The sequence below is a fragment of the Leptolyngbya sp. FACHB-36 genome (genome assembly GCF_014695955.1).
Classification (GTDB): domain Bacteria; phylum Cyanobacteriota; class Cyanobacteriia; order Leptolyngbyales; family Leptolyngbyaceae; genus FACHB-36.
Window position 1 is genome coordinate 1 of sequence record NZ_JACJPG010000264.1, and the last position, 6,989, is coordinate 6,989.

The 6,989-nt window shown below is 50.8% G+C and carries 7 protein-coding genes and 1 pseudogene; 6 read left to right on the forward strand and 2 right to left on the reverse strand.

The features are described from left to right. Positions 1-218: pseudogene (locus H6F43_RS06825) on the reverse strand (arginine--tRNA ligase); the annotation flags it as partial. A gap of 424 nt (positions 219-642) precedes the next feature. Here H6F43_RS06825 and H6F43_RS06830 point away from each other — a divergent pair. Next, positions 643-1,230 carry an SH3 domain-containing protein gene (locus H6F43_RS06830; RefSeq protein WP_190341943.1) on the forward strand — a complete coding sequence of 196 codons (588 nt, stop codon included), beginning with the start codon at positions 643-645 and terminating at the stop codon, positions 1,228-1,230. A gap of 38 nt (positions 1,231-1,268) precedes the next feature. On the opposite strand, the gene H6F43_RS06835 is transcribed toward H6F43_RS06830, so the two are convergent. Continuing rightward, positions 1,269-2,537, reverse strand: a complete 1,269-nt coding sequence (locus H6F43_RS06835) for an alpha/beta hydrolase (protein WP_190341945.1) — start codon at positions 2,535-2,537, stop codon at positions 1,269-1,271. A gap of 636 nt (positions 2,538-3,173) precedes the next feature. Between H6F43_RS06835 and H6F43_RS06840 the strand changes: the two genes are divergently transcribed. The 5 genes from H6F43_RS06840 to ureG form a co-directional block, all read left to right on the forward strand. Beyond that, positions 3,174-3,407, forward strand: a complete 234-nt coding sequence (locus tag H6F43_RS06840; protein WP_190341947.1) for a DUF2811 domain-containing protein — start codon at positions 3,174-3,176, stop codon at positions 3,405-3,407. 157 nt (positions 3,408-3,564) lie between these two features. Then, positions 3,565-4,356, forward strand: coding sequence for a PD-(D/E)XK nuclease family protein (locus tag H6F43_RS06845; RefSeq protein ID WP_190341949.1), 792 nt, complete (start codon positions 3,565-3,567; stop codon positions 4,354-4,356). Between the two features lie 505 nt (positions 4,357-4,861). Continuing rightward, a complete protein-coding gene (locus H6F43_RS06850) occupies positions 4,862-5,692 on the forward strand; it encodes an alpha/beta hydrolase (protein ID WP_190341951.1) in 831 nt (276 codons plus the stop codon). Between the two features lie 96 nt (positions 5,693-5,788). Then, complete coding sequence (gene dapB, locus H6F43_RS06855; RefSeq protein WP_190341953.1) at positions 5,789-6,616, forward strand: 4-hydroxy-tetrahydrodipicolinate reductase; 828 nt, start codon at positions 5,789-5,791, stop codon at positions 6,614-6,616. 17 nt (positions 6,617-6,633) lie between these two features. Then, a partial coding sequence (gene ureG / locus H6F43_RS06860) for an urease accessory protein UreG (protein WP_190341955.1) occupies positions 6,634-6,989 on the forward strand: 356 nt, incomplete at its 3' end.

Consider the following 6,989-nt stretch of genomic DNA (forward strand, 5'->3'; position numbering starts at 1 on the left):
TCTGACACATCCAACTGCTGCACCAGTTGCTCCGCGATCGCTCTAGGAGCCTGACCCAACGGTTTTGCTAGCGACAGCGCCACATTCGATTGATAGTCGCCAAACTTGGGATTACTGGCAGCGACAAGGATGGGATCGGTGTTAGCGTAGTCTGCGCCAAATGCCGCCTCTAGCGCCTGTGCAAAGCGGTTTTTTAGCTGATCGATCGTCGAGTCCATAGGAAAGTGGTTCGTCGTTGGTGATGAGTCGTTCGTCAGACGGGGTCAGTCGTTAGTCGTTGGCTACCAATCACTAATAGCGAATTCACCGATAACCAATCATCAATAACCGATGACTAACGAGCTTGTCTCTTTTGTCATTGTAAGTTCATGACTGAAACATCCCATTGACAAACTCGATTCATACACTAAATACACAGGTGAATGAACTTCAAGGACAGGCAAGAGTAGGTCACTCTAAACTCCTCACGTTTTATTGCCCAGGCTGCGGCGACTTAGCCCCGGATGGGTCAGTGATTACTAGGGTTTTTGTCTGTTCTTGTTTCTTTTTTAAATCAATCTGCATAAAGACTTCACAAGTTGAAGAACATACCCCAGAATTGAGGGCAACGTTTATTCGGCTCTTAAAGCAGTCTGGGTCAGCATGGTGAAGCATTCAATTTTGTCTGTTCTTACCGCAGCGGCGGTGTCCTTTGGCCTAGCCCTCTCAGCGGTTGCTCAACCCGCAGAACTGGTTGGACGATCGCGCGACGGAATTCCAGTTTACGTCGAGCCAACCACTGATGCTCATTCGCACTATTCTGGGCGAGCGGGCGAGGCGGTCGAAGTGCTGCGGGCGATCGAAGGTGAGGACCGGGGAAGCACCTGGTACAACGTTGTGTTTCGCTCTGGTGTGCGCGGCTGGGTTCCGGCGAGCGCACTCCAGTTTGCGACAGGACCTCGTCCGACGCCGGATTCGACGATCAGTCAGTTTGAGACAAACACCTATTCGGTGCGTGTGTTCCGACAAGAGGGCAGAACGCGCATGAACGTGTTTAACAAAGCGAACAACCAACTCGTGCTAAACCGCGTGCCCGTGCGACCAATCCGGGAAGTCGGCTCACAAGACCGCTACTCCGGCATTACAGGCGATTTCATCTACACCGCCACGATCGCGCGCGGTGACGACTGCCTGCTGCAAATTGAGTATGCAGGAGACACGATCGCGCAGGAGACGGGGTCTTGTCGATAAGAGTGAATCGCCGTTAGAAAGCGATTAGCGGTTGGCGATTAACGATTTCTAGGGTTTGGTGCATGAGTGATTGCCGCTAGAAATCGCTCGGTATAGTACAGCGCTAGTTGATTGCTGACGCCGTTGAACACGGCATCAAACGCATGTTCTGCCCACGGAATCTCCAGAAACACAGCGGGGCTATTGATCGATCGCAGCCGCTCATACAAAGCGCGTCCGAATTTTGCCTGCACCAGATGGTCGCGCCCTGCGTAGATTAGCAGCGTTGGCGGCTGTGGTCGAGTCGCGTATTCGTAGGGCGAGGCTTGGCGGTATCGATCGGGGAATTCCTCTGGAGTGCCACCCAAAAATGCCCGCAGCACAGCGCGAGTGTCGATCGGGTCGGGGTTCGGTGGGTCGTGGTAGCCCGTGGTCAAATCTACAGGACCGTAATAGCTGACCACAGCGCGGACCGGGGGCGCGTCGGGTTGGAAGGCTGCCAGCATGGCGAGATGTGCGCCTGCCGATCGTCCCATCAGCACTATCCGGTCTACGTCCACCTCATACTCGTCTGCATGCTGTCGGATGAATGCGAGCGCCGTTTGCACGTCCTCTAGCTGTGCGGGAAAGCGATACTGCGGCGCATGGCGGTAGTCGATCGCCAGCACGGTGTAGCCCTGCGCTGCCATGTAGCGGCTAAAATCATCATCGTTATTGGGGGTGCCGTTCTGCCATGCACCGCCGTAGATGACCACGATCGCCGGATGCTTTCCCACGCTTAGGGGACGATAGACGTTCATCTGCAAGGAAACATCTGCGGGCGCAGCGAACGGGATCGCCAGTTCAGTACGGATTTGGGGAGTAGGAATGCCGCGAAACGCATCTGCCAGCACAAAGGGAGCCGGACGCATTCGCGCGTGCAGTTCTGGGGGAATGGCATTGAGATAGTCTGCGCCAAGGGCAGCTTGTGCCTGTCGGTTTGCCGTGGGAATCTGGCTCAGCGGCAGCAGGCTCAACCCTAACCCGACTAAGCTAGCCACGATCGCCACGCGAGCCCAACTGTGTCCAACGATTTTTAGCGCAGCCAGCGCAGAGAGTGCGCCGATCGCATTCAGTCCTGCAAGCCACGGGCTAACCTCTGGAGCACCGACTCCCAACGGCAGCAGCCACCGCGTCGGAGCGGGAACCACGATCCACAGCGATAAAAACAGCCCTATGGCACTCAGCAAGCCGGGGACCCACGCCGCCAAGAACGTACCAATGAGCAGCCCGATCGTCCGCTTGCTCGCGCTGCGCCGTCGCTTTTCGGGTTGCTCAGGCTCCGCCATTGCTCCTACCAGATCATCTTCGTTTGAATTGTACTGGCTGCGTTGCGCTTGAAACGATCGTGGCTAATAAACGTCTTCAAACCCTAACGTTTATAGATTTTGCAATTCTTAGCATTCCCTTGATCTTTTCCAAAACATTCCACACTGTTTCCACAGATTATTTCTATTTTTTCCACACTTTCTCCACACAATTTCCACAGATTATTTCAAGTTTTCCACAAGGGCAACGGAGTAATCGAACTTTGCTGCCTTTAAAGAAATCTTGTGGAAAATGGAAGGCTCCACTGTTACGTCCCCAGTTATTGTGAAGTTAGGTAACAAAAACAGGCTTCAAACCCGCATTCTTTCGTTGACCTTTTTAAGCGATCGCGTGAACCGTTACATTTCTCAGCATTGACAATCTTGCTATCCAACTGCACAATGAGGCGACCAACTTGAAAACCGATTTGTCCCCCAGACAGGTTCGTTAAAGAGTTTTCTCTAATCGCTAATTATTAGCGGTTGATCAATTGCTATTAGCTAGATCAGAACTCCAAAACGATCGTTGCTGCTTCGGTGCCAGAGGGATAAATTTGTGCTGCTTTAATAGCTGCAAGCTGGCTGTCCATGCCTAATTCTGCAAAAGTCAATGTTGTTATGAACACCCCGATTAGTTTGTTTGTTGAAGTTCCTGAAGTGCTCCACGATGCGCTAAAAAATTACTTAGAAATTCGTCCCGACTGGGACCAAGACCGCGTATTTACAGCGGCACTCTCGCTATTTTTGCTGCAAAACCGAGGCACAGATTCCGTTCCTGACAAGTTACACCAGCGTGAAACGTCTCGAATTTATCTCGATACCTTGTTTAAGCACCCGATCGGACACAACTAGGCAGCGCACTAAATCGCTATGCGTCAGTCGCAATTGGTCATTTGCTAAAAGCGACCAACTGACTTGTATCGATTGAGTTGATTTGCAGCTAATCATTAACAAATCATTAACAACTGATCACTCTCTTTGTTCTTAACTTGACAACTACTGAAGCAGTATGGCTTACCAAATCTCCGCAACTAAACTCCAGGCATACAATCGCTGCCCATATGCCTACTACTTACGCTATGAACGCAAGTTAACCAGTAACGAATTCTTTGGCTCTACTGCCTTAGGAACTGCTCTACACCAAGCTCTAGCGCAGTGCCATCGAGATTGGAACTACCAAGATCCGCTGCCCGATGTGCGCTGGGTTCACCACTGCTGGGCACAGAATTCGATCGGGCTAACCGCTAACCAAATTGCGGAAGGCACCGAAATTTTGGAGAACTACTATCGCACATTCATTGCCAGTGAAACTTCGATTCATCAACCTTTAGCGGTAGAAGGCAAAATCCATGGATTTTTACAGGTGGAAAACCTGGAGTTTCTGATTGTCGGTCGCTACGATCGTCTGGATTTCTTAGAGGATGGATTAGAGCTGATTGACTACAAATCGAGCAAAGAAATCAAGCTGCCGGATGATTCAGAACTCGATGTCCAAATTGGACTGTATTATGTGGCGCTAGAGCAAACTTACGGTCAGAGTCTAAAGTGCCTCAGCCTGCTATTTTTGCGATTGGGTGAGAAGATTCAGTTTGAGGCGGGGCCAGAAGACAAAGAGCACGTGCAGGAAATGATTAGTAATTTGGCAGTGCGATTGCGCTATGACCGGGGCTGGGAGCCGACGCCAGGAAGCCACTGCGATCGCTGCACATATACTCGCTACTGTCCCGCTGTTAATCGCGATCCGCAACCGATTCCAGAAGCTACCTCGAAGTCGCAGCTACAGTTGGCGCTAAATTTATAGGCAGTGATCACCCGGATGAACGATCGTTGCAGGCGATTCTCTACCTTTCGCACTGCAACGCTTGTGAATCATCAGACCGACTTAACAGAAAAATCGTTCGTGTAGATATTCGGATTGAACTAGCAACGCTCTAGTTCTAGGTTTGCTGACCCTATCAAAATAAACGGTGGTCGCCTCTTTAAATTGAGGTGGAAAAATTAGGGCGATCGATGCGCGATCCCTCTCATAGGAGCATCACCTTCTCTGGTTGCCTCAGCACTGCTAGACAGCAGCAGTAATAGGGAAGCTATACGGAGATGTGGTGCGTATCTCGCCCTAGCAAGGTTACTATACAGACAACTTGCAGTGTATTTCACTATTTAGGGTGGATAGGCTGCAAGTTGTTTTTGCATCTATCTATATTGGGGTAGATACACAAAGTTGCTCTATTTAACAACTTGTTATCTTGCTGAAAGCTTTGGAATAAGAACATAGTTTTAGTTGCTGGAACTTGCCGTAACCGTTCATGCGTCAATTGCCATTCAAGAAGCTGCTGATTGGAGAACTTAGTTGGAAAAGACTGGTGCGATCGCTCCTGTTAATTTATATCTTTTTTGCGCTTTACGTCTTTTTTCGAGCAGACAGCATGATTTTTTTGCCTCAGCCTGCTAGCTACCAAAACACAGGAGATATTCTAAAACTCCCTGTCACCCCTACTGAAAGGATCTCGGCTATCTATTTACCCAATTCTCAAGCCGCATATACCTTGCTCTACATTCACGGTAATGCAGAAGATCTCGGTGATATTCGTCCTGTGCTAGAGCGCTTGTATAGTTGGGGATTTAGCGTTTTTGCCTACGACTACCGGGGTTACGGAACCAGCGATGGTAACCCTAGCGAACATCATGCTTATCAAGATGCTGATGCTGCTTATACATACTTGATCCAACAGCTCAAAATACCGCTTGAGAAGATTATCGTGTACGGTCGATCGGTCGGAGGAGGATCAGCGACCGACTTGGCATCTCGGCATTCTGTTGCTGGTTTGATCCTAGAGAGTACATTCACATCTGCATTCCGAGTCGTTGTACCGTTTCCCTTGCTGCCCTTCGACAAGTTCTCTAACCTTGATAAATTACGAAAGATTCGCTGCCCTGTTCTTGTAATGCACGGTGAAGCTGACCAAACAATTCCGATTCAGCACAGTCAGACCCTTTATGAAGCTGCACCAGAACCCAAAATGTCTCTCTGGGTAGCAGAGGCAGGACATAATGATTTCACTTGGGTAGCAGGTAAACGTTATCAACAAGTTCTATTGTCCTTTCAGAAACTTGTCGAGGCACATCCACAAAAGTAAGTCGTCTCGATAAATTTGAGTTCTGTAAAAGGTATGACGGCATAGCGTTTAGCAAAGAGCGCTAAAATACCCAAGTTAACCTCAACAGTTCCCGCTATGTCCAGCCAGCTTCCCATCCCAGTTCTGGTCAACGGTGCCGCAGGCAAAATGGGGCGCGAAGTCGTGAAAGCGATCGCGCAGCAGCAGGATATGACGCTGCTGGGAGCCGTTGATCGCAATCCGGCGCACGACGGACAGGACGCTGGAGAACTGGCAGGAATCGGTCCGCTAGAAGTGCCCATTACCAATCAATTTGAGCCGATGCTGGCGATGCTGGCGCAGGAGAAACAGCTTGGCGTTATGGTGGACTTCACCCATCCAGATTCGGTGTACGACAATATTCGATCGGCGATCGCGTATGGCATTCGTCCGGTTGTCGGCACCACAGGCTTGAGTCCGCAGCAGATCAACGAGCTAGCCGACTTTGCCGACAAAGCCAGCACAGGCTGCCTAATGGTGCCCAACTTCTCGATCGGCATGGTGCTGCTTCAGCAAGCCGCCGTTCAGGCATCGCAATACTTCGACCATGTAGAAATCATCGAACTGCACCACAACCAAAAAGCCGATGCACCCAGCGGCACTGCGTTACAAACTGCGCAACTGCTAGCAGAGTTTGGCAAGTCGTTTAATCCGCCGACTGTGCAGGAAACCGAAAAGCTCCCCGGAGCCAGAGGCAGCCTTGCGGATGCCGATATCCGCATTCACAGCGTCCGGCTGCCCGGACTAATTGCTCACCAGGAAGTGATTTTTGGTGCGCCGGGTCAGATCTACACGCTGCGGCATGATACCAGCGATCGATCGTGTTATATGCCAGGAGTGCTGCTAGCGATTCGCAAAGTGACTCAGCTTAAAGCGCTCGTGTATGGGTTAGAAAAGATTCTGTAACGCGTGAGGGCGTCAGCATGAGTGCGCTTCGAGTTGGGGTTGCAGGTCCGGTGGGGTCGGGAAAAACGGCGTTGGTGGATGCCCTGTGTAAGACGATGCGGCAGCAGTACAACCTGGCTGTTGTAACGAACGACATTTACACTCAGGAGGACGCCCAGTTTTTAGTCCGCAGTCAGGCGTTGGAGCGCGATCGCATCCTTGGTGTAGAAACCGGAGGCTGTCCGCACACGGCGATTCGGGAAGATGCGTCAATGAATTTGGCGGCGATCGAGGATCTAGAGCAGCGGTTTACTGATTTGCATCTGGTGTTTGTTGAGAGCGGTGGCGACAACTTAGCCGCAACGTTTAGCCCAGAACTGGTAGACCTAACGAT

Bases quoted from the DNA above. Each gene is read 5' to 3' on its own strand.
- H6F43_RS06830 (WP_190341943.1), top strand. From the start codon at position 643: ATGGTGAAGCATTCAATTTTGTCTGTTCTTACCGCAGCGGCGGTGTCC.
- H6F43_RS06835 (WP_190341945.1), bottom strand. From the start codon at position 2,537: ATGGCGGAGCCTGAGCAACCCGAAAAGCGACGGCGCAGCGCGAGCAAG.
- H6F43_RS06840 (WP_190341947.1), top strand. From the start codon at position 3,174: ATGAACACCCCGATTAGTTTGTTTGTTGAAGTTCCTGAAGTGCTCCAC.
- H6F43_RS06845 (WP_190341949.1), top strand. From the start codon at position 3,565: ATGGCTTACCAAATCTCCGCAACTAAACTCCAGGCATACAATCGCTGC.
- H6F43_RS06850 (WP_190341951.1), top strand. From the start codon at position 4,862: ATGCGTCAATTGCCATTCAAGAAGCTGCTGATTGGAGAACTTAGTTGG.
- dapB (WP_190341953.1), top strand. From the start codon at position 5,789: ATGTCCAGCCAGCTTCCCATCCCAGTTCTGGTCAACGGTGCCGCAGGC.